This is a genomic window from Rhodoferax sp. RT5P35, from assembly GCF_056521385.1.
The window spans coordinates 1-1,250 of sequence record NZ_JBWMAX010000200.1; the positions used below are offsets into that span (position 1 = coordinate 1).

1 protein-coding gene is annotated in these 1,250 nt (G+C 59.6%); it reads right to left on the bottom strand.

The genetic code is table 11. From position 1 onward, the window contains the following. Positions 1-1,237: bifunctional diguanylate cyclase/phosphodiesterase (locus AC097L_RS24935; RefSeq protein WP_479589399.1), on the bottom strand; the 1,237-nt coding region annotated here is incomplete at its 3' end. Positions 1,238-1,250: the final 13 nt, after the last annotated feature.

The following is a 1,250-nucleotide window of genomic DNA, read 5'->3' on the forward strand; positions in this document are numbered from 1 at the left end:
CGGTGGTCGTGGCCTCATCGAAAAAGCGGTCGATCTTGACGGTATCCACGGGGAGCCGGGACAGGTAGCTGAGCGACGAAAATCCGGTGCCAAAGTCATCGATGGCAATGCTCACGCCCATGGCCCTGATGGTTTGCAGGCTGTCGATACTGAGCTTGATGTCTTCCATCAGCAGGCTTTCGGTAATCTCCAGCTCCAGCCCGGCCGCGGCATGTATGTCTTGCCCAATGGCCTGCCGGATTTCGGCGACAAAGCTGCGGTGGCGCAACTGCAGGGGCGACACGTTGACGGCAATGCGCACCGCCTGTAGCCCCGTGCTGCGCCAGCGCAGGTGGTCGGCAATCGCTTTGCCCAGCGCCCAGCGCCCCACCTCGTAGATCAGCCCGGTTTCTTCCAGCAGCGGAATGAACTGCCCTGGCGGGACCAGGCCGGTGCGCGGATCGTTCCAGCGGATAAGCGCCTCCACACCGGTGAGTTTGCCGGTGTGCAGGTGGATCTTGGGCTGGTAGTGCAGCACAAACTCTTCTTTCTCTACGGCCTGGCGCAACTGGTTTTCCAGCGTCAGCTTGCCCAGCACCGACTCGGTCATTTTCTGGGTGTAGAACAGATAACGGTCGCCGCGGGCCTTGGCTTTTTTCAGCGCCGCTTCGGCGTGCTTGAGCAATACATCGGCAATGCTGCCATCGTCCGGGAACAAGGCCACACCGGCTTTGGCTGCGATCCGAAACGGGGTACCGTTCACGTTGAACGCGTGTTCTAGAAAGCTTGCTTTGCCTTTGTCCAGCGCCCGGGCAATGTCGTCGGCCTGCGCAAACTCGGGCATCACCACCGCAAAGTGGTCGGCCCCAAGATGCGCCACCAAATTGGAGTCGCCTACAAAACGCGTTATCCATACGCCTACCTGTACCAGCAGCGCGTCGCCCGCGGTTTGGCCAAAGCTGTCGTTGATGTTCTTGAAGCCTTCCAGGTCGATCAGAAACACTGCCAGTTTGTGTTGGCTGCTGCTGGCGCTGCGCATGTACTGCGTGACCCGTTCCAGAAACAGATGCCGGTTGGCCAAACCGGTCAGCGCGTCGAAGTAGGCCAGGTAGTTGAGCTGGTCCTGCTTGTCGATGTGGTCGATGGCGAACGCGACATCTCCCGACAGCTCTTTCAGCAAGGCCATTTCTTCCGGGCCAAAAAAGTCCAGTTCACGTGCGTAGAGCGTAAACACGCCGACGATTTCGTCCGCAATCATGAGCGGCAGCATG